This window comes from Bacillus sp. 3G2 (assembly GCF_044324725.1).
Taxonomy (GTDB): domain Bacteria; phylum Bacillota; class Bacilli; order Bacillales; family Bacillaceae_G; genus Bacillus_A; species Bacillus_A mobilis.
On record NZ_CP172246.1, the window covers coordinates 3,595,191 to 3,619,820 of the forward strand.

At 37.1% G+C, this 24,630-nt stretch carries 21 protein-coding genes; all 21 read right to left on the reverse strand.

Going from position 1 to position 24,630, the window contains the following annotated elements; genetic code table 11:
• Positions 1-72 precede the first annotated feature (72 nt).
• The 21 genes from ACHZK0_RS18325 to ACHZK0_RS18425 all read right to left on the reverse strand — a co-directional run bounded on the left by ACHZK0_RS18325 (position 73) and on the right by ACHZK0_RS18425 (position 24,609).
• Positions 73-1,743 carry a ribonuclease J gene (locus ACHZK0_RS18325; RefSeq protein ID WP_270606022.1) on the reverse strand — a complete coding sequence of 557 codons (1,671 nt, stop codon included), beginning with the start codon at positions 1,741-1,743 and terminating at the stop codon, positions 73-75.
• 761 nt (positions 1,744-2,504) lie between these two features.
• Positions 2,505-3,383: a 4-hydroxy-tetrahydrodipicolinate synthase gene (dapA, locus tag ACHZK0_RS18330; protein ID WP_395760794.1), complete on the reverse strand. Its 879-nt coding sequence runs from the start codon at positions 3,381-3,383 to the stop codon at positions 2,505-2,507.
• Between the two features lie 11 nt (positions 3,384-3,394).
• A complete protein-coding gene (gene dapG / locus ACHZK0_RS18335) occupies positions 3,395-4,627 on the reverse strand; it encodes an aspartate kinase (protein ID WP_395760795.1) in 1,233 nt (410 codons plus the stop codon).
• 23 nt (positions 4,628-4,650) lie between these two features.
• Positions 4,651-5,697 carry an aspartate-semialdehyde dehydrogenase gene (asd, locus tag ACHZK0_RS18340; RefSeq protein ID WP_061678191.1) on the reverse strand — a complete coding sequence of 349 codons (1,047 nt, stop codon included), beginning with the start codon at positions 5,695-5,697 and terminating at the stop codon, positions 4,651-4,653.
• A 150-nt stretch (positions 5,698-5,847) separates the two neighbouring features.
• The gene (gene dpaB, locus ACHZK0_RS18345) at positions 5,848-6,447 is read right to left on the reverse strand and encodes a dipicolinate synthase subunit B (protein ID WP_001049480.1); all 600 of its coding nucleotides are present in this window, start codon (positions 6,445-6,447) and stop codon (positions 5,848-5,850) included.
• Positions 6,444-7,346, reverse strand: coding sequence for a dipicolinic acid synthetase subunit A (gene dpaA / locus ACHZK0_RS18350; RefSeq protein WP_000954736.1), 903 nt, complete (start codon positions 7,344-7,346; stop codon positions 6,444-6,446). The genes dpaB and dpaA overlap by 4 nt, the downstream gene beginning before the upstream one ends.
• 268 nt (positions 7,347-7,614) lie before the next feature.
• On the reverse strand, positions 7,615-7,866 hold the full coding sequence (locus ACHZK0_RS18355; RefSeq protein WP_060631972.1) for a YlmC/YmxH family sporulation protein: 252 nt from the start codon (positions 7,864-7,866) through the stop codon (positions 7,615-7,617).
• Positions 7,867-7,996: 130 nt separating this feature from the next.
• Positions 7,997-9,238 carry a M16 family metallopeptidase gene (locus tag ACHZK0_RS18360; RefSeq protein ID WP_000593004.1) on the reverse strand — a complete coding sequence of 414 codons (1,242 nt, stop codon included), beginning with the start codon at positions 9,236-9,238 and terminating at the stop codon, positions 7,997-7,999.
• Positions 9,239-9,324: 86 nt separating this feature from the next.
• Positions 9,325-10,224, reverse strand: coding sequence for a polysaccharide deacetylase family protein (locus ACHZK0_RS18365; RefSeq protein ID WP_262740375.1), 900 nt, complete (start codon positions 10,222-10,224; stop codon positions 9,325-9,327).
• Positions 10,225-10,375: 151 nt separating this feature from the next.
• Positions 10,376-12,514 carry a polyribonucleotide nucleotidyltransferase gene (pnp, locus tag ACHZK0_RS18370; RefSeq protein WP_097816845.1) on the reverse strand — a complete coding sequence of 713 codons (2,139 nt, stop codon included), beginning with the start codon at positions 12,512-12,514 and terminating at the stop codon, positions 10,376-10,378.
• Positions 12,515-12,674: 160 nt separating this feature from the next.
• A complete protein-coding gene (gene rpsO / locus ACHZK0_RS18375; RefSeq protein ID WP_001229392.1) occupies positions 12,675-12,944 on the reverse strand; it encodes a 30S ribosomal protein S15 in 270 nt (89 codons plus the stop codon).
• Between the two features lie 100 nt (positions 12,945-13,044).
• A complete protein-coding gene (ribF, locus tag ACHZK0_RS18380; RefSeq protein ID WP_262740376.1) occupies positions 13,045-14,016 on the reverse strand; it encodes a bifunctional riboflavin kinase/FAD synthetase in 972 nt (323 codons plus the stop codon).
• 43 nt (positions 14,017-14,059) lie between these two features.
• Positions 14,060-14,983, reverse strand: coding sequence for a tRNA pseudouridine(55) synthase TruB (truB, locus tag ACHZK0_RS18385; RefSeq protein WP_395760796.1), 924 nt, complete (start codon positions 14,981-14,983; stop codon positions 14,060-14,062).
• 86 nt (positions 14,984-15,069) lie between these two features.
• Positions 15,070-15,426: a 30S ribosome-binding factor RbfA gene (gene rbfA, locus ACHZK0_RS18390; protein ID WP_000776444.1), complete on the reverse strand. Its 357-nt coding sequence runs from the start codon at positions 15,424-15,426 to the stop codon at positions 15,070-15,072.
• Between the two features lie 15 nt (positions 15,427-15,441).
• Complete coding sequence (locus ACHZK0_RS18395) at positions 15,442-15,723, reverse strand: DUF503 domain-containing protein (RefSeq protein ID WP_000582364.1); 282 nt, start codon at positions 15,721-15,723, stop codon at positions 15,442-15,444.
• Entirely contained in the window at positions 15,720-17,780 is a 2,061-nt protein-coding gene (infB, locus tag ACHZK0_RS18400; RefSeq protein WP_262740377.1) for a translation initiation factor IF-2, read from the reverse strand. The genes ACHZK0_RS18395 and infB overlap by 4 nt, the downstream gene beginning before the upstream one ends.
• Positions 17,781-17,784: 4 nt before the next feature.
• Positions 17,785-18,096, reverse strand: a complete 312-nt coding sequence (locus tag ACHZK0_RS18405; RefSeq protein WP_001286520.1) for a YlxQ family RNA-binding protein — start codon at positions 18,094-18,096, stop codon at positions 17,785-17,787.
• Positions 18,097-18,369, reverse strand: coding sequence for an RNase P modulator RnpM (gene rnpM / locus ACHZK0_RS18410; RefSeq protein WP_262740378.1), 273 nt, complete (start codon positions 18,367-18,369; stop codon positions 18,097-18,099).
• Between the two features lie 11 nt (positions 18,370-18,380).
• The gene (nusA, locus tag ACHZK0_RS18415) at positions 18,381-19,487 is read right to left on the reverse strand and encodes a transcription termination factor NusA (RefSeq protein WP_000102596.1); all 1,107 of its coding nucleotides are present in this window, start codon (positions 19,485-19,487) and stop codon (positions 18,381-18,383) included.
• 17 nt (positions 19,488-19,504) lie between these two features.
• Positions 19,505-19,975, reverse strand: coding sequence for a ribosome maturation factor RimP (rimP, locus tag ACHZK0_RS18420; protein ID WP_000359099.1), 471 nt, complete (start codon positions 19,973-19,975; stop codon positions 19,505-19,507).
• A gap of 332 nt (positions 19,976-20,307) precedes the next feature.
• Positions 20,308-24,609 carry a PolC-type DNA polymerase III gene (locus ACHZK0_RS18425; RefSeq protein ID WP_395760797.1) on the reverse strand — a complete coding sequence of 1,434 codons (4,302 nt, stop codon included), beginning with the start codon at positions 24,607-24,609 and terminating at the stop codon, positions 20,308-20,310.
• Positions 24,610-24,630: the final 21 nt, after the last annotated feature.

Consider the following 24,630-nt stretch of genomic DNA (forward strand, 5'->3'; position numbering starts at 1 on the left):
TATTTCTTAAGTTATAAATTTCATTCGATAGAGTTTAAAAAGAAAAAAGATCACCCGTAAAGGTGACCTTTTTTAAACTTCCATAATAATCGGTAAAATCATAGGTTTTCTCTTTGTCTCTTCGTACAAGAACTGTCCTAATAATTCACGAATATTTTGTTTTAACATAGACCATTCAATTGAATATTCTTTAATTGATTGCTCAACAATCATACGTACAATCTCTGTAGAGCGGTCAATTAACGCTTCTGATTCACGTACATACACAAAACCACGTGAAATAATTTCTGGACCAGAAACAATTTTCTTTTCATCCTTACCAAGTGTTACAACAACTACTAATATTCCATCTTGAGATAACATTTTTCTATCTCGAAGAACGATATTACCAACGTCACCTACACCTAATCCATCAATTAATACATTGCCCGCTTGCACTTTACCAACTAAGTTCGCTTCATCGTCACCAAAACCGATTACATCGCCTTTTTCTACGATAAAGATATTTTCTCTTGCAATACCTACATCTTCAGCTAAATATGCATGTGCTTTTTGCATACGGAACTCACCATGTACGGGTACAAAATATTTCGGTTTCATTAAATTTAACATTAATTTTAATTCTTCTTGGCTACCATGACCTGAAACGTGAACTTTTCTTTCACCGTAATAAACAACTTCAGCTCCCGCTCTAAATAACAAGTCGATAATTTTCGATACAGATATTTCATTACCCGGAATTGGAGAAGCCGCAATAATAACCGTATCACCTTTACGAATTGAAATTTGTTTATGAGCTTGCTTCGCCATTCTAGAAAGGGCCGCCATCGGTTCACCTTGGCTACCTGTCGTTAAAATAGCTACCTTTTTCTCTGGGAAATTGTCTACTTCTTGTAGTGAAATAACCATACCTTCTGGAACATCTAAATAACCAAGACGTCTTGCGATATCTACTACTTTCACCATACTACGTCCTACAACCGCTACTTTTCGTCCTGTTTCAGCAGCTGCATCAAATACTTGTTGAATACGATGTACATTCGATGCAAATGAAGCAACGATAATACGTCCTTCTGCGCCATAGAACACTTTAGAAATTTCTACACCAACTTCTTTTTCAGAACCTGTATAGCCTGGACGCTCAGCATTTGTACTATCAGATAATAAGCACAGTACGCCTTCGTTTCCAATTTGCGCCATTTTCCCAATATCTGCTCCACTATTTCCAATTGGAGTTTGATCGAATTTAAAGTCTCCTGTATATACAATCGCACCTTTTGATGTATGGAAACAAACACCAACAGAATCCGGAATACTATGTGTCGTTCCAAAGAATGACACCGTTGTAGTATTAAACTCTACTGTTGAATTTGAATCGATTGTTTTTAAGTCTACACGGCCTAACATACCCGCTTCGCCAAGTTTTTCTTGTATAAGTCCTACTGTTAATTTCGTTGCATACACTGGAATAGATAATTTACGAAGTACGTAAACAATACCACCAATATGATCTTCATGACCGTGAGTAATAAATAAACCTTTTACTCGCTCTTGGTTTTCCACTAAATATGTAATATCAGGAATAACGATATCAATTCCAAACATTTCATCTCCCGGGAACATTAACCCTGCATCTACAATAAAGATTTCAGAATCAATTTCAACACAGTACATGTTTTTCCCGATTTCACCTACTCCACCAAGAGCAAATACTTTAACAGACTCATTCTCTTTTCTCTTCATGTTGTTGCCTGGTTTAAAAATCTTTCAAACACTGATTTCACTAAAATTGCAGAGACACCAGGGGAAACTCTACAACCACCATATATTCACCGTCCAAGACGAATGTCCTTACCGTTATGCGATATCATGTCCTTGTTTATTTTTTAAACCAGGTTTCACCTCTCTTTCATTATATAAATCAAATATCTTATTCGATATGATATGAAAATGTAATCAAATTATAATTTTTTACCAATTTTGCTAAGCATACCCGTACTAAGCTACTTAGCCATATTATACCTGATACAAGAAATAGAACACAAGTTAAATCGTGCGAAAGAATAGGTAAAAGAGCGGAATTATAACAAAAGTATCGAACGTATTTCCTTTATATTTACTTCAATTTTATACTCCATATTATTTTGAAGAAATAGCCATACATACGCTAAATGCATTTCATAATATGGAGTTTCAAGACTTATTTTTCTAGAATTGAACAAAAACACTTACAAAATGGAGTTTTTTTATGAATTACGTCACATTTGAGGGGATTTCTCTAAAAAACAGAAGCGATGGTTATTACGTTTATACAAATATTTATTCTATAATAACTATGATTTTTTGATCCTTTTAAAAGGGTACTATTATTTTCTTATACACATTGCAATACATAATGAAAAAGCGGTTAATAATCTTATAAGTATTCATGTAGGTAAGAAAAGAGCAGCAAAGATTTTCATACAAATAAAAAATGACCTAGTTCTACACTAGGTCATTTTTTATTAACGAGAGATAGATTGCATAACAGATTGTAACGTTACTCTTTCTTCTTCTGTTAATGGAAGAAGTGGTAAACGTACAGAACCTACATCTAATCCAACCATTTGTAACGCTGTTTTTACTGGCGTTGGACTTGGCGCCATAAATAATGAATCCGTTACTCTTACAAGTAATTGATGTAATTTTTGCGCCTTCTTGAATTCCCCTGCTTGGAATGCTGCAATCATTTCTTGCATTTCATTTCCAATCACATGAGATGCTACAGAAACGATACCTTTCGCTCCAACTGCCATAGCTGGTAACGTTAAACCGTCATCACCGCTGTATACCGCAAAGTCGTCCGCTGTTTTTTCAATGATTTCTGTCATTGTTAACACATCGCCGCCTGCATCTTTAATCGCAACAATGTTTTCTATTTCTGATAAACGAACAACTGTATCAACGGAGATTTGTACAATAGATCGTCCTGGAACGTTGTATAGCATAACCGGAAGCGGCGTGCTTTCAGCAATTGCTTTAAAGTGCTGATACATTCCTTCTTGACTCGGTTTGTTATAATACGGTGCTACTAGCATTACTGCATCAACACCAACTTCTGTCGCCTTTTTAGTTAAGTCAATAGAAGCATGCGTATTATTGCTACCTGTTCCAGCGATTACGGGCACCCTTTTATCGACAACAGATACGACATGGCGATATAACGCTACTTTTTCTTCTGAAGTTAATGTAGGAGATTCGCCTGTCGTTCCTCCTACCACGATTGCTGTTGTACCGTTATCTATTAAATAATTTACCAATTTCGTTGTCTTTGCAAAATCGATATTTCCGTTTTTATCAAACGGAGTTACCATCGCGGTTGCAATTGTCCCAAAATCTATCATGGTCTCACTCCTTATTGTTCCAGTTGCTTTTCTTTTGAAAGCTCAAACGCACTATGTAATGCATTTACAGCCTCCACTAAATCAGTTTCTTTTACAAGAACCCAAATTGTCGTATGGCTATCTGCCGATTGCAGAATTTGAATACCTTTTTCCGCTAAAGCTGTAACGATTTTCGCAGTAACCCCTGGGTACCCTGCCATTCCAGCTCCTACAATAGATACTTTTGCACAATGCTCTGTCACAATTGGCTCATATCCAAGTTTTTTTAATAATTCAACTGCACGAATTGATACACTATCACTCACCGTATAAGCTACCCCAGTAGGTGAAATGTTAATTAAATCGACACTGATTCCTTCATTTGCCATTTCTTTAAACACATGCTGTTGTAAATCATATGCTGTTTCTTTTGCAAGCACTTTAATTTGCGTCACATTTGATACATGAGCGATACCTGTAACAGGACGTTCTTCTACATCACGGCCTTTTGTCGCACCATCCGATGCTGAAATAAGCGTACCTTCACTATCAGAATACGTAGAACGTACACGAAGTGGTACTTTCGCATGCATCGCAATTTCAACTGCACGTGGATGAACGACTTTTGCACCTTGATATGCCATATTACAAATTTCATTGTACGTTACCGTTTGAAGATGACGTGCATCTTTTACAATGCGAGGATCCGCAGTCATAACACCTTCTACATCTGTGAAGATATCGATATATTCAGCATGAAGCGCAACACCTAAAGCTGAAGCTGAAGTATCGCTACCTCCGCGTCCAAGTGTTGTCGTATCACCTTTTTTCGTTTGTCCTTGGAATCCTGTAACGACGATTACATCTAGATTTTCTAGCTCTTCATGTATACGATCGCAATTCATTTCAATAATCTTAGCATTCGTAAAATCATCATTTGTTACAAAACCAGCTTGTGCACCATTTAATGCCGCTGCTTTTATACCATTCTCATTTAACATGTTAGAAAAAACGATTGCTGAGATTAATTCTCCGCATGATAATAATAAATCTTGCTCACGATTAGAAATGCGAGATTCCTCTTGATTTACAAGACTTAACAAAGTATCAGTTGCATATGGTTCACCTTTACGGCCCATAGCAGATACGACAGTAACTACTTTATAACCCGCATCTAGCGATTTTTTTATATGATGAAGCGCATGCTTACGTCCATTTTCATCACGTACGGATGTGCCACCAAATTTTTGAACAATAATTTTCATATTTTGCACCTTCTCTTAGCCGTTTACACTAATTGTAATTTTACTAAGCGCTCTGCAATTTGAACAGAATTCCATGCAGCGCCTTTTAATAAGTTATCAGATACGACCCAAAGATGGAATCCTTTATCGTTATTTAAATCTTTACGGATTCTTCCAACGAATACTTCATTTTTACCTACTGCAGTAGCTGGCATTGGATATAACTGCTCTTCTGGATTATCTTGCAGTACAATACCTTCTGCATTTGCAAGTAAGTTTTTGAATTCTTCTACTGTTACACCTTCTTTTTCTACTTCGATGTAAACAGACTCAGAGTGACCTGATACAACTGGTAAACGTACACATGTTGCCGCTACTTCTAGCTCTGGCATATGCATAATTTTTTTCGTTTCATTAATCATTTTCATTTCTTCAAACGTAAATCCATTATCTTGGAATTTATCAATCTGTGGAATCGCGTTGAAAGCAATTTGGAAATGTTTTTTATCACCTGATACAGGTAAAACATTTGCCTTCACTTCTTCACCATTTAAGATTGCTTGTGATTGTTCATGAAGTTCTTCAATCGCTGCCGCACCAGCACCTGATACAGCTTGATATGTGGAAACGATTACTCGTTTTAAACCATATTGCTGACGAACTGGCTCAAGAGCTACTACCATTTGAATTGTAGAACAGTTTGGATTTGCAATAATACCATTATGTTCTTTTAAGTCGTTTTCATTTACTTCAGGTACAACAAGTGGCACGTTTTCTGTCATACGGAATGCACTTGTATTATCAACAACAATCGCACCGCGCTTTGCTGCTTCTGGCGCTAATTGTTTTGATACAGATCCACCAGCACTAAATAGTGCGATATCTACTCCTTCAAAACTTTCAGGAGTTGCCTCTTGAACTGTAAATTCTTCGCCTTTAAATACAAGTTTCTTACCTGCAGATCGTTTAGATGAAAGTAACGTTAACTTCCCGATTGGAAATTCTCGTTTCTCTAAAGTGTTTAACATTTGTTCACCAACTGCGCCGGTTGCTCCAACTACAGCGACATGAAAAGTTTTTTGCTTTTCCATCACTATGCCCCTTTCTAGATACCAATCCTTCTATAACTTAGAATCAGAAGGAGTATACAATACCCCTTCTAATCTTAATAACGTTAATTTTATCATATTCTACAGTAAGAATGATGGTTTCATCAAAAATTGTCCGTTTTTTTTCGTTTTTTAATTCATATATCTGAATTTTTCTACGACAACCGGTTGCAATTGCTTCCCTTGCAGCGCTTCTAATACTGTATCTTCCAGCAGCTCCATGCGAGCTACCATTGAGTTCGGTTTTTTCTCTGGTGCATCTTGACCGAATGGAACAAAATAGATGTTTTTTGTTGCCATTAGGCGCATTAGATTTACTCCATTAAGCCCTAAAGCATCATTCGTCGAAACAGCTAATACGACAGGCTTGCCATTTCTTAGCGTCGCTTTCGCTGCCATTAATACTGGAGAGTCTGTCATTGCATTTGCAAATTTACTCATAGAATTGCCAGTTAGCGGTGCAATTACCATGCAATCTAGTGGAATTTTAGGTCCTAGTGGTTCTGCGCCAACGATGGAATTAATTGCTTTAAATCCTGTTACTTCTTCAATCTTTTTAATCCACTCTGCCCCTTCTCCAAATCTCGTATTTGTTGATTGAACAGTGTAAGAAACAACGGGACGTACTTCTGCTCCCTCAGCAATTAATTTTTCTAAATGAGGCATTACTTCTTCGTACGTACAATGTGAACCAGTAAAACCAAATCCTATTCTTTTCCCTTTTAAATTCATTCCCCATTCTCCTTTCTTGCGATTACATCTTCTGCTAGTAACTGAGAAAGAACGTTCGCTAAAATTTGTCCTGCTGTTTTCGGAGCAACAATACCTGGTAATCCAGGTGCTAACAGCGCTTTGACTCCTCTTTTTTCCGCATATCTAAAGTCGGTACCACCTGGTTTAGAAGCTAAATCAATTACTAACGTATGAGCTGGCATTTTTGAAATGACATTCGCTGTCACAACGAGATGCGGAATTGTATTAATGACAATATCGATATTCCCTACTTCTTTCTCTATGTCTTGCATATGAAAAGGAGAAAACATCATTTCTGTAATACGTGCAATATGTTCCGATCGTCTTGCTCCAACTTTGACATGGGCTCCTAATGATTGAAATGCTCTGGCAACACTCATCCCTGTTCTACCAAATCCTAAAACCATTACATTGGAACCATGAATTGTATAGTCGGTATGTTGAATTACCATCATTAATGTACCTTCTACAGTTGGAATAGAATTGTAGATTGCCACATCATCACGATCAAATAATTTAACAAGTTTTCGGTTTGTAGTAGATACGAGATTTTCCAAGTAAGGCGTGCCAATACCTGAATATATAGTAAAGTGTTCTGGTGTATTTTCAATTTGTTCTTTCGTTATAGAAACTTTCTCGTTTGAAAAAATAGTATCTACTTCTCCCTTGGCATTTGTACCTGCAACTGGCAAAATAATTGCATCTACAGAAGTGAAATCTAAATTTTGTATACTTTCTTTTGCTGCCCCTGTGAAGCCATGATCTAACTGGTCAAACCCTATCAATGAAAGTTTCGCATCCAATTCAACTAGCTTGCGAATTACTTCTAGCTGTCTTGCATCTCCTCCTATGACAGCAATATGCATCTCAGTCAACATTCCCTAATTCACCTTCTTTTTCTGTCATTTATAAGAAAAGTGCCTACTTTTTCTTTTTCCTCCACATCATATGTAATGTACGAGTTTTAGGTGATTGAAAAACAAAAAGCACACATGATTGATCCCGCTCTTTGTATGCAGAAAGACCTCCCCTCAAAATTCCGCATATGAGAGGACATTACGTAGGAAATTGATTGCCCGTAAAAGCTCGATTCTTGTGAGCTTTTACGGGCAATGCGCAAAAAAAGATGACCAAAATGGCCATCTTTCACTTCGAATTTGGACGATCTGTAATATCACAAAGGATCATATCATGCCCTACTTTCTTAATTTGGCTCCACGTGACTCTTACTTCTTGTGGTTCCTTTTTAAAACCTCCCCATTTTCCAGCTGGTATGATAAGAGCCTGTATTTGCCCATCCTTCTCATCAATTTCTAAATCCACATAACCTAGAACCCCCATTTTTTCTGCTCTTTCTAAATTTACGATCTCTTTACCGCTTAATTCACTTAATCGCATACTCTCTCCCCCTACAGAAGTTATGAATGTAAGTTATCTATAATTAGTACCTATTCTGTATATCCCAAAAAAATAACCGTATCTCATTTAAAAGAGATACGGTTATTTTTACATACTTTATATAAAGCAATTATAGTTTTATTCCTTTTGGAAGTTTTCCATCTGGACTAATTAATGCTGCAGAGAATTCATCTGTAAACATGTTACGAATTAACTCATCAACATTGGCTTTCGTTACAGTGTTTACACTTTCAATAATCTCATCAAGTGAACGATGCTTACGAAGTAGCAATTCATTCTTACCATTGCGGCTCATACGGCTATTCGTACTTTCTAAGCTTAACATTAAGTTTCCTTTTAATTGCTCTTTACTATTAATAAGCTCTTTTTCTGTAATACCTGTATTTTTCAATGTTTCTAATGTTTCCTGCATTGTGTCATACAGTGTATCTAATTGTTGGCTACCTGTTCCACCATACAGCGTTAACATACCTGTATCTTCATAAGAAGAATGGTAAGAAAATACTGAGTAGGCTAACCCGCGTTGCTCACGTACTTCTTGGAATAAACGGCTACTCATACTACCGCCTAAAACGTTATTTAATACAATTAAGTTATAAATATCTTCGTGTCCCATTTGTAAGCCTTTATATCCTAAACATAAATGAGCTTGTTCTGTTTCCTTTTTACGTGCTACCTTATTAAAATGGAAAATTGGGCTATGTACTTGTTCACGGTTTGTTGTTCCTTCATAACTACCGAAATATTGCTCTACCGTTTGTAAAAAGGCTTCATCAATATTTCCTGCAACTGAAACAACGACATTTTCAGGTGTGTAATGATCTTTTATATATTGGCGTAGCGTATCACCTGTAAACGTATCAAGCGTTTCTTCAGTTCCTAAAATAGGATATCCAAGCGGATGCGTTTCATATGTTGCTTTCGTTAACATATCATGTACAATATCATCTGGAGCATCTTCGTACATTTTAATTTCTTCACATACGACATTCTTCTCTTTTTTCAGTTCTTCCTCATCAAATGTTGAATTGAAGAACATATCTGCTAATACATCTAAAGCATATTTAGCATGCTCATCTAGCACTTTTGCATAGTAACAAGTGTATTCTTTTGAAGTAAAAGCATTCACTTGCCCACCAATGCTATCAAATGATTCTGCAATTTCGCGTGCACTACGTGTTTCCGTCCCTTTAAAGAACATATGTTCTAAAAAGTGAGAAACCCCATTATTTTTTTCATTTTCATTTCTTGACCCCGCATGGATCCAAATACCAATCGCAACCGATCTTACGGTTGGTATATTCTCCATAACGATTCTTACACCATTTTTACAAGTATATTTTTTAATCAAAAACTTTCCTCCTACTGCCAGTTTCTCTAAATAAGTGCTATTATTTAATGATAACAAGTTTAAGGATGAATGTCATGCAAATGTATTTAATCCACACGTTTTTCATCCAGTAATTCTGTTATATTCCCTACTCGATATCCTTGTTCCTTCAATTTTGCAATCATTGTATCTAATGCTTCTGCTGTAGATGAAGTTGGATGCATTAATACGATAGCACCTGGATGTATTTTTCTCATTACTCTCTGCAATAGTACATCTGGATCAGGTCGTTTCCAATCAATTGTATCGACAGTCCACATGATCGTTCCCATTTGGAAATCATCAGCAATTTTCACAACTTCATCCCGAAAACTTCCACTCGGCGGAGCAAACCATCTCACCTTTTGATTCGTAGCAACTTCAATCATTCGATTTGTTTTTTGTAACTGGTCTCGTATTTCATCAGACGATAGCGTTTTCATATTAGGGTGTGTGTAAGAATGATTTCCAACTTCTTGATTTGCATCGACAATCATTTTTGCAAATCGCAAATTTTCTTTCACCCAGCGTCCTTCTAAAAAGAAAGTCGCCTTCACATCATGTTTTTTCAATATCTCTAATATACGCGGCAAATACTCGTTTCCCCATGCCACATTTATTGTTAATCCCACCATCTTTTTATTTGGATGTCCCCTATAAATTGGAGCTGGTGATAAATCTTTTAAGTGAACACTCGGTGATACTTCCTTGAATTCAAGATTTTTTTGATCAAATTTCTTTAGCTTCTTCATATTATTATAAGATGCTTCGATATCAACTTGTCTTCCATTATATCCCGGTGTTGCTTTCCATATTTTATCAATCATCGCATTTTGAGGTGCAATCTCATATTGTTTTGCATGTTTTTGAATTTCTTCATACAAGTTATCCTGTGCAAAAACGGAATAAGAGCCTACACTGACATATAAAAAGAATATACATATGTATGCCAATATACGAGCTTTCATATAAACCCTCCCATTAACTATATAAATACCTTTTTCTTCTTATCTTTGTTAATTTGAGCGTTATAATGAAAACTATACCTATACTGACATAAAAATATATATAAATCATATTTTTTACATAACAAAAAAAGCCAGTTCAACTGGCTTTCACTTATTGCTGCTCTTGTTTGTTTTCTTCTTTAGCAGCTTCTTTTTCTTGCTCTTCTTTTAGCAATACTTTTCTAGATAGATTCACACGACCTTGCTTGTCAATCTCGATAACTTTAACTGTAATTACATCACCGATCTTCACAACGTCTTCTACTTTACCTACACGCTCAAGTGCAAGTTCAGAAATGTGAACTAATCCATCTTTACCGCTGAATAGTTCAACGAAAGCACCGAATTTCTCAACACGTTTCACTTTTCCTTCGTAGATTTCACCTACTTGTACTTCGCGAACGATATCTTCGATAATTTTCTTAGCTTTGTCATTCATTTCTTGATTTATTGAAGAAATGAATACTGTACCATCTTGCTCAATATCAATTTTAACGCCAGTTTCTTCAATAATTTTATTGATTTGTTTACCGCTCGGCCCAATAACGTCACGGATTTTATCTGGGTTAATTGTCATTGTAATAATCTTTGGAGCGTAAGCTGATAATTCAGTACGTGGCTCTGCAATAACAGATAACATATGATTTAGAATGTGCACACGACCAACTTTCGCTTGTTGTAATGCCTCTTCTAAAATTTCACGAGATAGACCATCGATTTTAATGTCCATTTGTAGTGCAGTTACACCTTTTGCTGTACCTGCTACTTTAAAGTCCATATCACCTAAATGATCTTCCATACCTTGAATATCAGATAAAATTGTGTAATGCTCACCAGTTTTAACTAGACCCATTGCAATACCTGCAACTGGAGCTTTAAGTGGAACACCAGCATCCATCATTGCTAAAGTACTACCACAAATACTTGCTTGTGAAGTAGAACCATTTGATTCTAAAACTTCAGATACAAGACGTACTGTATAAGGGAAATCTTTTTCAGATGGAATTACAGGCTCAAGAGCACGTTCTCCTAGTGCACCGTGACCAATTTCACGACGACCTGGTCCACGCATCGGTCTTGTTTCACCAACACTAAATGATGGGAAATTGTAATGGTGCATAAAACGTTTTGATTCTTCTACACCAAGACCATCTAAAATTTGCACATCGCCTAATGCACCTAATGTACAAATACTTAATGCTTGTGTTTGTCCACGTGTGAATAAACCAGAACCGTGTGTACGAGATAAAATGCCAACCTCTGATGCTAATGGACGGATTTCGTCACCTTTACGGCCATCTGGGCGGATTTTTTCAACTGTAATAAGACGACGTACTTCTTCTTTTACAATTTTATATAAAATCTCATTTACTTGTCCTAATGTATCAGCGTCAGCTTCCTGCGCTTCGTAATGCTCAATTACGCGCTTTTTCACTTCGTTAATTGCATCTTCACGTGCATGTTTCTCATGTACTTGAATTGCAGAATGCATATCCTTCTCAGACATTTCACGTACAGCTTGATTAAGATCAGCGTCAACTTCATAAAGTTTCACTTCTGATTTCTCTTTACCTACAGCTTGTACAATCTCTTCTTGGAATGCAATTAGACGTTTAATTTCGTCATGTCCAAACATAATTGCTTCTAACATCGTTTCTTCAGGCACTTGATCTGCTCCTGCTTCAACCATGTTAATTGCATCTTTCGTACCAGCTACAACAAGGTGAATATCACTTTGCTCTTGCTGTTCTACTGTTGGATTAATAACGAATTCGCCGTTAATACGACCAACTGTTGCACCCGCGATTGGACCTTCAAATGGAATATCTGAAATCGATAACGCTAATGAAGAACCAAGCATAGCTGCCATTTCAGAAGAACAATCTTGATCAACACTCATTACAATGCTGACAACTTGTACTTCGTTACGGAAACCATCTGCGAAAAGTGGACGAATTGGACGGTCGATTAAACGACTTGCCAAAATTGCTTTTTCACTTGGACGACCTTCACGTTTAATGAAACCGCCAGGAATTTTTCCGACTGCATATAAACGCTCTTCATAGTTTACTGTAAGTGGGAAGAAATCTACATTTTTTGGTTCTTTTGATGCAGTTGCTGTAGATAGAACCGCTGTATCGCCATATCTTACTAATACTGCTCCGTTCGCTTGCTTCGCAAGCTGACTTGTTTCAACTGTTAGCTGACGACCAGCTAAATCTATCGAGAAGACTTGCTTTTCTTGACTCATTTAAGTACCCCTCTCAATTTAAAGTATTCAATTCTTCTATGTAAATGGATAGTATATCACAATATTCTACCTCTAGTATTACCGAAAATGAAGTAAGCTATAAAGGGTAGTAGATATATTTTTACCTAACAAAAAAGCGGGAATATTCCCGCTTCTTTGACTATCGACGTAAGCCAAGCTTTGTGATTAATTCACGGTAACGTGTGATATCGCTATTACGAAGGTAAGTTAGTAAGTTACGACGTTTACCAACCATCTTTAATAGACCACGACGTGAATGATGATCTTTCTTGTGAGTACGTAAGTGCTCGTTTAGAGTGTTAATTTGCTCCGTTAGGACAGCAATTTGAACCTCTGGAGAACCAGTATCAGTCTCATGAGTTCTAAATTGTGCAATGATTTCATTTTTACGCTCTTGTGTTAAAGCCATCCTATTTCACCTCCTATTAATTAAACCCCCAATTACCTAGCAAGCGTCGGTGAGTCGCAATGCCAAGCAATGGTTGTCATAAAGTACATAACATAGAATACTACTTTTCATTTGAAAAAGCAAGTATATTCTTTTCGTTCGCAAAATATTCTTGTGCTGTTTTCTTATCTTTTGCGATTTGTTCAACTAACTCATCGATGCCATTGAATTTCTTCTCTTCTCTTATACGCATATGCCACTCTACAGTAACATTTTGATCATATATGTCTTTGTTAAATTCAAATAAGTGCACTTCAATAGATAATTGACGCTCATTTTCTTTAAAAGTTGGTTTATATCCAATATTACATACACCATCGTACCATTCATCGTGAACCTTTAATCTCACTGCATAAACACCTACAGGTGGTAATAGATACTCATCACTTAAACCTACATTTGCTGTAGGAAAACCAATTTGACGTCCACGTTTATCACCGTGTACAACCGTTCCCCCTACTGTATATGCTCTACCTAAAATAGATGGAATTTGTTCCATTTCGCCATTTCGAATTAACTTTCGTAATGCTGTAGAACTTACTTTCTCTTCTTGAAATTCAACTTTTTCAATCACAGTCTGTGTAAACTCCCCTCTTGCATGAAATGGTAAAGTCTCCATCTTTCCTTTTCCTAAACGTCCATATGAATAATCAAACCCTGCTACTACATGCTTTACATTTAAACCAATAATATAATCATCTACAAATTGTTGTGGCAATAAGCCTGCAAACGATTCATCAAATTTAATAACATATAATATATCGATCCCTAAGTTTTCGACTATTTTTTCTTTATCACACATTGGTGTAATATACTCCGCATGGGCTTCCTTTTTCCCTAAAACAACAGATGGGTGCGGATAAAATGTCATAACTGCACTTTTATATCCCCGTTCATCCGCTATTTGTTTCGCAGTTCGAATTACACATTGATGTCCTAAATGAATGCCATCAAAAAATCCTAATGCCATTACAGTCGGTGGTAATTCTAATTTATTTTGTTCATGTGGATGAGTTAAATGAATAAGTTTCACGCTTGAATTCACCTTTTTCTGTAATAATCCTTCCAATAATTCATTATAGCTTTAGTTCTTGATTATTCACAAGTACTTTCATCGGTTTTAGCATACCAGGGTGTTTTGGATGGTGCTCAAAAATTGCAAGGCAGCGATCATTTTTATCAAACACTGTTATAAATGGTGCTGTTATTTGCAATTCATTTTTTAAGAACATACCATTCTTTATTTTCTCTGCTTGCTTTTCATCTACAACAATTTTCGGGAACTTACTTAATGCTTCATCAATTGAAATGAAGATAGACTCTACTGTTCCATTTTGCACGTTTTCTTCAATTTCTTCAAATGATATGCAATCTTCTAATAAAAATTCTCCAGAAGCTGTTCTTACAAGGTGAGACATATGTGATGGAAAACCAAGTTTTTCACCAATCATTACTGCTAACGTTCTTACATATGTTCCCTTACTACACGTTACACGGAAACGGAATGAAATATTTTCCCCCTCAAACACTTCACGGTCATCTAGTAATACAAATTCATGAATTGTAATTGTACGAACTGGACGTTCAACTTCTTGTCCTGCTCTTGCATATTCATATAATTTTTTCCCGTTAACTTTTACAGCTGAAAACATCGGAGGCATTTGTTCAATCGTACCTGTTAATGCAGCAAGAGCCCCTTCTACTTCCTTACGAGTAATAACATGATCTACATGTTTCGTTTCAACAACTTCACCAGAAGCATCTTCAGTTGTTGTTGAAAATCCAAGTGTTACTTCACCTTCATATGTTTTCGTCTCACTTGTTAAAAATTGTGCAATCTTCGTTGCTCGTCCTACACAAATAGGTAATACTCCTGTTACATCTGGATCTAATGTTCCTGTATGACCAATTCGTTTCTCACGCAATATCTTTCTTAATTTAAATACACAATCATGTGATGTCATGCCTTTTGGCTTATGTAATAATACTACACCTTCCATATATGTTCACCTCATCATAATTCTTTCATAGTAATTATCCAAAATTTATTTTGCATTGAAAAAATGGATAGACAAATGTCTATCCATTATTCTTCACGTTTATCGTCTTTATTAATTTGATGTAAAAGTGTATCAATTCGATGACCATATCCGATAGACTCATCAAATTCAAAGGAAATTTCCGGTGTTTTACGAAGACGAATACGCTGGCCAATTTCTGAACGAATGAAGCCTTTTGCCTTCGCTAAACCTTTTAATGTACTTTCTTTCTGTTCTTCATCACCTAAAACAGAAATATACACTGTAGCAATTTGTAAATCCCCACTCACTTGTACATCTGTTACTGTAACAAATCCGACACGTGGATCTTTAATTTTACGACTGATGATGTCGCCTAATTCTTTTTTCATTTGCTCGCCTACACGGTTTGCACGTAATTTCATAACTCTTCACCTCATTCAATACCATTCCAATTGTGTTATTGTACGTTCAATTTCAGGAAATGAATCGATGTACTCAAGTACACGATTCATTTCTTTTTCACAAATAACACGATTAGAGGATACAGAAACAATTGCAATTTCTGTACGTTGCCATACATCTTGATGCCCTACTTCTGAAACAGCTACGTTATAACGCTGCTTCACACGAGTTAGCACCCGTTGCAAAATTGCTCGTTTCTCTTTTAAAGAATGCACATCGTAAATCATACACTCGAATGAGAGTGAAGCGATAATCATCGCTTCACTTCTTCCATAATGTACGCTTCAATGATGTCCCCTTCTTTAAGATCATTATATCTCTCAATTGTAATACCACACTCATAGTTTTGTGCAACTTCTTTTACGTCGTCTTTGAAACGTTTTAACGTATCAAGTTGTCCTTCGAAAATTACTACGCCATCACGGATAATACGCACGCCACTATCACGTGTAATTTTACCGTCAATTACGTAACAACCTGCGATTGTTCCAACTTTTGTTACTTTGAATGTTTGGCGTACTTCCGCTTGACCGATTACTTTTTCTTCGAATTCTGGATCCAGCATACCTTGCATTGCTGATTCGATTTCTTCAATTACTTTATAGATAATACGGTGCAAACGAACATCAACATTCTCTAATTCAGCTGTACGCTTCGCATTCACATCAGGGCGTACGTTAAATCCAATTACAATTGCATTAGATGCAGAAGCTAAAATGATGTCAGATTCTGTGATCGCACCTACGCCTGTATGGATAATTTTAACTTTAACACCTTCAACATCAATTTTACGAAGTGACGCTGCCATTGCTTCTACAGAACCTTGTACGTCTGCTTTCACAATTAAGTTAATTTCTTTTACATCGCCCTCTTGGATTTGTTGGAATAAATCTTCAAGGCTTAATTTAGATTTCTCACCACGTTGAGCAAGTAACGCTTCTTGTGCACGTGATTCACCGATTTGACGAGCTTTCTTCTCATCAGCGAATGCCATGAAACGATCTCCCGCTTGTGGTACTTCGTTTAAACCTGTAATTTCAACAGGAGTTGATGGTCCAGCAACTTTTACACGACGACCAATGTCACTTACCATTGCACGAACACGTCCGAATGAAGTACCAACAACGATTGGATCTCCAACGCGAAGTGTACCGTTTTGCACAAGTAATGTCGCGATAGTTCCTTTACCTTTATCAAGCTGTGCTTCAATTACAGTACCAGTTGCATAGCGGTTTGGATTTGCTTTATATTCTTCAACTTCACTTACAAGAAGAATCATTTCTAGTAAGTTGTCAATTCCTTCACCTTGGATTGCAGAAATTGGTACGAAAATTGTATCTCCGCCCCAAGCTTCTGGAACTAATTCATATTCTGTTAATTCTTGCATTACACGATCAGGATTTGCCGCTGGTTTATCCATTTTATTCACAGCTACAATAATTGGTACTCCAGCTGCTTTCGCATGGCTAATCGCTTCAACTGTTTGTGGCATAACACCGTCATCAGCTGCAACAACAAGGATTGTAATATCTGTTACTTGCGCACCACGTGCACGCATCGTTGTAAATGCCGCGTGACCAGGCGTATCTAAGAATGTAATCTTCTTGTCATTTACTTCAACTTGGTATGCACCAATATGCTGAGTAATTCCACCTGCTTCGCCTGCAGTTACTTTTGAATTACGGATAGAGTCAAGTAAAGTTGTTTTACCATGGTCAACGTGTCCCATAATTGTAACTACAGCTGGACGTTCTTTTAAGTTCTCTTCATCATCTTGCTCATCGATGAATGTTTCGAATTCAGTCTCGCTTACAACTACTTCTTCTTCTACTTCAATACCATAATCAGTAGCAATTAATTCAATTGTATCTTTATCTAAGTCTTGGTTAATTGTTGCCATAATTCCAAGCATAAAGAGCTTCTTAATAATTTCAGACGGCTCTTTGCTTAATTTTTTAGCAAGCTCACCTACTGTAAGACTTCCAGAGAAAGTAACTTTATCTGGTGTTTCTACAGTTTGTGTTTGTTGTCTTCCAGCAAAGTTATCTTGACGTTTGTCTTCATTTCCTTTGCCTTTTTTCTTTTTCTTATTGCTGTTCTTTTTACTACGAACAACTTTTTCTTCTACTTCAAACTCATCTGCAACAGAAGGTTTTTCAGTTTGATACGCATTATCTAATTTATTTACTACTTCATCTTCTAACATTGTCATATGATTCGAAACCTCGATATTCATTTCTTTTAGTTTTGTCATAAGATCTTTACTTGAGATATTATGTTGTTTTGCATATTCATGCACTCGAATTTTACTCATACCTTCACCCCCGGTAATTTGTATCGAGCATGCTACGCAGCTTTTTCGCAAAGCCTTCATCTAACACAGCTACAACGACTCGCTCATCTCTCCCAATCGCATGCCCTAATTGTTGTCGATTTTCGACCTTTCTCATTGGTACGTTGTAATACGTCGTTTTATCCATGATGCGTTTTGTAGTATTTGCTGACGCATCTTCAGATAGCAATACAAGCTTTGCTTTGCCACTTCGTACTTCTTTTAAAACAAGTTCTTCACCCGAAATAATTTTCCGAGCCCGGTTTGCTAGTCCTAAAAACGATTTCCAATCGGACACTTATTTCGACTCCTTCTCAACAAGCTCAAGAAGCTCTTCGTATAGAGAACCGTCGATTTTCGCTTTTAGATGATGTTCCAAAACATTTTTCTTTTGGGCTTGAAGAATGCTATCTTTATCTTTTGATAAATAAGCACCTCGTCCTGATTTCTTTCCAGTTAAATCAATGGACACTTCTCCCTCTTTGGAACGAACAATGCGAACGAGCTCTCGTTTTGATTTCATTTCTTGCGTTGCAACACATTTTCGTAACGGAACTTTTCGATTGCTCATACTCATCACCTCTATTCGATTTCGTCTTCAACTGAATCGAATCCGAATGCGATTACGCTATCTTCTTCTGTTACAATACCAAGTTGTTTCGCATCAGACTCACTCTTAATATCAATTTTCCAACCTGTTAATTTAGCTGCAAGACGTGCATTTTGTCCACGCTTACCAATAGCTAATGACAGTTGATGGTCTGGAACAACAACAGTTGTTGCTTTTTCTTCTTCATCTACAAGTACTTTAACAACTTGTGATGGGCTTAAAGCATTTGCAACATATTCTACTGGATCATTTGACCAGCGAACGATGTCAATCTTTTCGCCTTTTAGTTCGTCTACAATGCGTTGTACACGTTGTCCTTTTGGTCCTACACAAGAACCTACTGGATCAACATCAATGTTCTCTGCATGTACAGAAATTTTAGAACGATCGCCTGCTTCACGTGCTACAGAACGAATTTCAACAGTTCCATCATAAATTTCAGGAACTTCCATTTCGAATAAACGTTTTAAAAGACCAGGATGTGTACGTGATACGTAAATTTGTGGTCCTTTTGTTGTTTTTTCTACTTTCGTAATGAATACACGAATACGATCATGTGGTTTGTACTGTTCGTTTGGCATTTGCTCACTTACAGGTAATAAAGCTTCTACTTTCCCTAAGCTTACATAGATGAAACGAGCATCTTGACGTTGTACGATACCAACCATAATATCTTCTTCACGGTCACTAAACTCAGAGTAAATAACACCACGTTCTGCTTCACGCACTCGCTGTGTTACAACCTGTTTTGCAGTTTGTGCTGCAATACGACCGAAATCTTTTGGTGTTACTTCAATTTCTAGTACGTCACCATCTTGATAGTTTGGATTAATTTGTCTTGCTTCTTCAACAGAAATTTCAAGACGTGGATCAAACACATTATCAACAACGTCTTTACGTGCTAATACTTGAATTGTTCCCACTTCTGGGTTAAAGCTCACACGAACGTTTTGTGCTTGGTTAAAATTGCGTTTATAAGCAGAGATTAACGCTGCTTCAATCGCATCAATAATAATATCTTTGCTAATTCCTTTTTCTGACTCTAATACGAGCAAGGCATCTAACAACTCAGTGCTCATGAAGATCCCCCTTCTAACTAAAACGTAACAGCAAGTCGCGCATTTGCAACTTTGTCCATTGAAATTTGGATTTCTTTTTTACGTGTTTTAATTGTTAATAATAGTGTAATTGTAGTACCATCGTAGGAAAGTAGCTTTCCTTCAAACATTTTTTCACCATCAATCGGCTCATATGTTTTAATTGCCACTTGTTTTCCTACCGCTTGCTGGAAGTCTTTCTCTTTCTTTAATGGGCGTTCCGCTCCAGGAGATGATACATCCAAAAAGTAAAGATGAGGAATTGGATCCTCTTTATCTAAAGCTTCGCTTAAACGTTCACTTACCGCACCGCATTCTTCAATGTCGACTCCCTTTTCAGAATCGATGAATACGCGTAAGAACCAGTCTTGTCCTTCTTGCACATACTCTACATCTACAAGTTCAAGATTTAACTCTTCAACGATTGGCTGCGCAAATGCTTCTACTACTTCTGTGACTTTCTTATCCATAAACAGCCTCCTTCCTGCCGTCATGTACCATTTACAAGAAAAGACTCCGTCCATAAAACGGTCTATCTTATTCTTTCTCGTTAGCTAACAAAAGCCCCTGCCGTTAAGCAGGGAATATCTGTCTTAGTATTACCAAATTTAAGAAGTAAAACTTGTAACAAAATATGTATATACGACAGAAATTTCTTACCTCTCCACATCAATAAAACGTAGATAGTAACACGAAAGAGTGGGTTTCCCCACTCTTTTTTTTACACAATATACATGACATGGTTATCTCGGTTAATAGTATACCATAGCAAATGTTGATTTGCAAAGACTTTTCCTACCTATTAGAACAGTGATAACTGGTTTTGATCAGGTAGATCGCCTAAGCAACCTTGACTATCTAAATACTCAATAATTGTTTTCGAAACCTTACTGCGCTGCTGTAAATCTTCTTTTGATAAGAAATCTCCATTTTTGCGTGCTTCTACAATACTTAAAGCTGCGTTTGTACCAAGTCCAGGCACTGCATTAAATGGAGGAATTAAAGAATCCCCATCAATAATAAATTCTGTTGCATGCGAACGGTATAAATCAACCTTTTGGAATGAGTATCCACGCTCACACATTTCAAGTGTCATTTCTAGTACTGTTAATAAACTTTTCTCTTTCGGCGCTGCATCCAAACCTTTTTGTGCAATTTCATCAATTTTTACACGTATAGATGCTGAGCCTTTCGCCATCGCCTCTACGTCAAAGTCATCTGCACGAACTGTAAAGTATGCCGCATAGAATAGAAGCGCGAAATGCACTTTAAAATATGCAATACGTACAGCCATAAGTACATAAGCAGCCGCATGGGCTTTAGGGAACATGTACTTGATTTTCTTACATGAATCAATATACCAACCCGGTACATTATTACTTTTCATGTCCTCTTCCCATTCTTCTGGTACACCTTTACCTTTACGAACCGACTCCATGATTTTGAAGGCTAATGATGGGTCTAAACCTTGATAGATTAAATATACCATGATGTCATCACGACAACCGATAACTTCACTCAGCGTACATGTACCGTTATAAATTAACTCGTTTGCATTACCAAGCCATACATCCGTACCATGCGATAGTCCTGAAATTTGGACTAACTCAGAGAATGTCGTAGGCTTCGTCTCTTCTAACATCTGCCTTACGAATTTCGTACCAAACTCTGGTATACCAAGTGTACCTGTTTTACAGTTAATTTGTTCTTCCGTTACACCTAACGATTCAGGTCCTGAGAAAATTTTCATTACTTCCGGATCGTCCGTTGGAATTGTTTTCGGATCAATACCACTTAAATCTTGTAACATACGAATAACAGTTGGATCATCGTGCCCTAGTATATCAAGTTTCAATAAATTATCATGAATCGAGTGGAAATCAAAGTGTGTCGTTCTCCACTCAGCACCTATTGAATCTGCCGGGAACTGAATTGGTGAAAAATCAAAAATATCCATGTAATCTGGCACAACGATAATACCACCTGGATGCTGTCCAGTCGTACGTTTTACACCGGTACATCCTGATACTAAGCGGTCAATCTCTGCATTTCGAATCGTTAAGTTATGATCATTTGCATAACCTTTTACATACCCATAAGCGGTTTTTTCCGCAACTGTACCTATTGTACCCGCACGGTATACATAATCTTCACCGAACAGTACTTTCGTATAGTTATGGGCACGTGGTTGGTATTCCCCGGAGAAGTTCAAATCGATATCGGGTACCTTATCTCCTTTGAATCCAAGGAACGTTTCGAACGGAATATCATGTCCATCTTTCACGTATGGAACATTACATGCAGGACATTCTTTATCCGGCAAGTCAAAACCAGAACCTACAGAACCATCATTAAAGAATTCTGATTGCTTACACTTCGGACATACATAGTGTGGTGGTAATGGGTTTACTTCTGTAATTTCCATCATCGTTGCAACGAATGAAGAACCTACCGATCCACGCGAACCTACTAGATATCCGTCTACTAACGATTTTTTCACAAGCTTATGTGAAATTAAATAAATTACGGCGAATCCATGCCCAATAATACTTTTCAATTCTTTTTCTAAACGTGCTTCTACAATTTCAGGTAACTCTTCACCATAAATGCTACGCGCCATTTTATAACTCATATCACGCGTTTCATCATCTGCACCCTCAATTTTCGGTGTATATAGATCATCTTTTACTGGATGAACATCACCAATTAATGATGCAACCTTTTGTGTATTGGTTACAACAATTTCTTTCGCAACGTCTTCACCTAAGAATGAAAAACACTCTAACATTTCATCCGTTGTACGGAAATGTACAGGCGGTAATGAATGTCGGTTTAGCGGATTGGCTCCGCCCTGCGAACTAACTAAAATTTTGCGATACATTCCATCCTCTGGATCTAAATAATGCACGTTTCCTGTAGCAACAACTGGTTTATCTAACGTCTCACCAAGTTTTACTAAATTAGAAATAATTGTTTTTAATTGCCCCTCATCTCGAACAAGTTCACGCTCTACTAAATGACGTAACACCTCTGGAGGCATTACTTCAATGTAATCATAGAACTGCGCAATTTCTTCTACCTCTTCAGGAGCTTTTTGCATCATCGCCTCAAACACTTCACCTTTATCACAAGCCGTTCCTACTAAAATTCCTTCGCGATATTTTTTTAATAGTGACCTTGGTACTCGTGGTACACGATAAAAGTAATTTAGGTGAGAATAAGAAACAAGTTTATATAAATTTTTCAATCCTACATCTGATGTGGCAAGTAACGTCATATGACTTGGACGTCCACGCTTATACGCATCCCCTTGCCCCATGCTATCATTTAATTGATCGTGATATTCAAATCCCTTTTCAATCACATCTTTTAACATTTTCACAAGTAAGTATCCCGTTGCTTCTGTATCATAAATCGCACGGTGATGTTGCGTTAATTCAATATCAAGCTTTTTACACATCGTATTTAATCGATGGTTTTTCATTTCTGGGAATAAGAATCTTGCAAGTTCTAACGTATCAATAACAGGATTATTCGTTTTTTCTAGTCCAGCCTTTTTAAAACCTACGTTAATAAAGCCCATATCAAAACTTGCGTTATGAGCAACAAGTGTATGGTCGCCCATCCATTCTTCAAACTTTTTAAACACTTCGTCCACTTCTGGTGCATCCGTTAACATATCATCTGTAATACCTGTTAACTCAATAATCGTTGCAGATAATGGTTGATGTGGATTTGCGAAAGATTCAAAGCGGTCAATAATTTCGCCACCTTTTACTTTTACAGCCGCTAACTCGATAACAGTATCATATACAGCTGATAAACCTGTCGTCTCAACGTCGAAAACAACATACGTTTCCTCTGCAAGTAAACGATGCGCTTCGTTATAAGCAATCGGTACACCATCATTAACTAAATTCGCTTCTACACCATATATAACTTTAACCCCAGCCTTTTTACCCGCAGAATATGCCTCTGGGAAAGACTGCGCAACAGCATGGTCTGTAACAGCAATTGCCTCATGTCCCCATTTACCTGCTTGAGCAACAAGTCGAGAAACAGGAGTAACAGCGTCCATTTGGCTCATCGGTGTGTGAAGATGGAGCTCTACACGTTTTTCACCTTCTGGCGCTTTATCTTTACGAGACGGTCCTGTTATTTCATTAATATCATTTGCAATCATTACTAAATCTCGAACAAACGTATCATTTTGAACAGAACCACGCGCTTTCACCCACATTCCTTTTTTCAAGGATTGCAGCATAGGAATATCTTCTTTATCACGTGAGAACATTTTGATCATAATTGAATCCGTATAATCTGTTATTTTTAGCGTTAATAACGTACGGCCACTACGAAGCTCTTTCGTTTCTACATGGAAGACATACCCCTGAACTGTTTTTCTTCTTTCTTCATCTTGAATTTCTCGCATCGGTGTAATCTCTTCATCTGGCTTAATAAGATACCCAAGCACAACCGGTCCTTCATGCACAACGCTACTTTCTTCAGCTTGCTTCTTCGCCATTTCTTCCATAGCTTGTATAACACGTTCACGGTCTTCTTGCTGCGTTTGTTCACGAAACTTTTGCATTTCTTCTGTATTTTGCTGTATATGTGTGTCTAACTGAAAACGCGGGAATCCAAAAGCTTCGTATTGATCCCCTACTGGTTTCGCAACGTTTTTCTTTAAAGCAGTAGATTCCAGCTCGTTATTCACATTTATTAGCAACTTCACTCCATTCACCTGCGGCAGCTGCTTCTTTAAATAAGCAAACATAGGTGAAAATGTAATTCGTTCCGTACAAAGCGGCCAATACGCCCTCACTTCTTCTTCTGTAAATTGTTTATTCTCTGCTTCTAATGCAAATGTTGTTCTTGCAATATGAGAAAATGATTGCTTAAGCTTTGTTTCTAGCAATTCATATAATTCTGTAGGCAAAATACGTGGCACTTGTAAATCAAAATGCCAACTTTTATTCGCTTTATCAATAACGAGCCTTTCAATACCACCGCCTTGTAAATATTGTTTTATAAGGTCATCTGGTATTTGCAACTGCTGGAGCAAAATTTGAAATCGCTCTTGTTGTTCATTTGTTAAAGACATAAGCACTCTCCTTCCATTTGC

Excerpts from the sequence above, each read along its gene's own strand:
- truB (WP_395760796.1), bottom strand. The coding sequence starts at position 14,983 with ATGGAAGGTGTAGTATTATTACATAAGCCAAAAGGCATGACATCACAT.
- rnpM (WP_262740378.1), bottom strand. The coding sequence starts at position 18,369 with ATGAGCAATCGAAAAGTTCCGTTACGAAAATGTGTTGCAACGCAAGAA.
- ACHZK0_RS18395 (WP_000582364.1), bottom strand. The coding sequence starts at position 15,723 with ATGATTATCGCTTCACTCTCATTCGAGTGTATGATTTACGATGTGCAT.
- dapG (WP_395760795.1), bottom strand. The coding sequence starts at position 4,627 with ATGAAAATTATTGTTCAAAAATTTGGTGGCACATCCGTACGTGATGAA.
- ACHZK0_RS18355 (WP_060631972.1), bottom strand. The coding sequence starts at position 7,866 with ATGCGATTAAGTGAATTAAGCGGTAAAGAGATCGTAAATTTAGAAAGA.
- ACHZK0_RS18365 (WP_262740375.1), bottom strand. The coding sequence starts at position 10,224 with ATGAAAGCTCGTATATTGGCATACATATGTATATTCTTTTTATATGTC.
- rpsO (WP_001229392.1), bottom strand. The coding sequence starts at position 12,944 with ATGGCTTTAACACAAGAGCGTAAAAATGAAATCATTGCACAATTTAGA.
- dpaB (WP_001049480.1), bottom strand. The coding sequence starts at position 6,447 with ATGAATTTAAAAGGGAAAAGAATAGGATTTGGTTTTACTGGTTCACAT.
- dapA (WP_395760794.1), bottom strand. The coding sequence starts at position 3,383 with ATGATAGATTTTGGGACAATTGCAACCGCGATGGTAACTCCGTTTGAT.
- rbfA (WP_000776444.1), bottom strand. The coding sequence starts at position 15,426 with ATGAAATTACGTGCAAACCGTGTAGGCGAGCAAATGAAAAAAGAATTA.
- infB (WP_262740377.1), bottom strand. The coding sequence starts at position 17,780 with ATGAGTAAAATTCGAGTGCATGAATATGCAAAACAACATAATATCTCA.
- dpaA (WP_000954736.1), bottom strand. The coding sequence starts at position 7,346 with ATGTTGACTGAGATGCATATTGCTGTCATAGGAGGAGATGCAAGACAG.
- ACHZK0_RS18425 (WP_395760797.1), bottom strand. The coding sequence starts at position 24,609 with ATGTCTTTAACAAATGAACAACAAGAGCGATTTCAAATTTTGCTCCAG.
- rimP (WP_000359099.1), bottom strand. The coding sequence starts at position 19,975 with ATGGATAAGAAAGTCACAGAAGTAGTAGAAGCATTTGCGCAGCCAATC.
- asd (WP_061678191.1), bottom strand. The coding sequence starts at position 5,697 with ATGGAAAAGCAAAAAACTTTTCATGTCGCTGTAGTTGGAGCAACCGGC.
- ACHZK0_RS18325 (WP_270606022.1), bottom strand. The coding sequence starts at position 1,743 with ATGAAGAGAAAAGAGAATGAGTCTGTTAAAGTATTTGCTCTTGGTGGA.
- nusA (WP_000102596.1), bottom strand. The coding sequence starts at position 19,487 with ATGAGCACTGAGTTGTTAGATGCCTTGCTCGTATTAGAGTCAGAAAAA.
- pnp (WP_097816845.1), bottom strand. The coding sequence starts at position 12,514 with ATGAGTCAAGAAAAGCAAGTCTTCTCGATAGATTTAGCTGGTCGTCAG.